The organism is Phytobacter sp. V69, from assembly GCF_965644215.1.
Classification (GTDB): Bacteria; Pseudomonadota; Gammaproteobacteria; order Enterobacterales; family Enterobacteriaceae; genus Phytobacter.
In genome coordinates, this window is record NZ_CBFFRL010000530.1 from 1 (window position 1) to 423 (window position 423).

Sequence of the window (423 nt, forward strand, 5' to 3'; positions counted from 1 at the left end):
GTTAGGGCGCGGCTGGTAAGAGAGCCTTATAGGCGCATCAGAAAAACCTCCGGCTATGCCGGAGGATATTTATTTTTTATGGTTCGGGAATGTCCCGAATGTCAGCGTAAATGCTTGATCCTGCTGGGGAGGGGAATCAGAGTAGCCCGGCTAAGCGACGCGCCAGCCGGGATGAAGACTTAACGACAGCCCTCGCAAAACGCAGCGAGACGCTCGCAGCCGGTCTGCAGCCGCTCCATGCTGGTGGCGTACGAAAGGCGAATATACGGGCTCATGCCGTATGCCGCCCCCTGAACCGTCACCACGTGCTGCTCCTCAATCAGCGCCATCACAAAATCCGCATCGCTGTTAGATAGTGTCGTCACGAGGATAAAAATCATTGATAATAGGGCCTTCTAATCAGAAGGCCCTATTATCATGACT

1 protein-coding gene is annotated in these 423 nt (G+C 53.9%); it reads right to left on the minus strand.

Going from position 1 to position 423, the window contains the following annotated elements:
* Positions 1-179: 179 nt before the first annotated feature.
* Positions 180-365 (minus strand): aminotransferase class I/II-fold pyridoxal phosphate-dependent enzyme, encoded by a 186-nt coding sequence (locus ACSZPU_RS26330; RefSeq protein WP_499004574.1) that lies wholly within the window; start codon positions 363-365, stop codon positions 180-182.
* Positions 366-423: the final 58 nt, after the last annotated feature.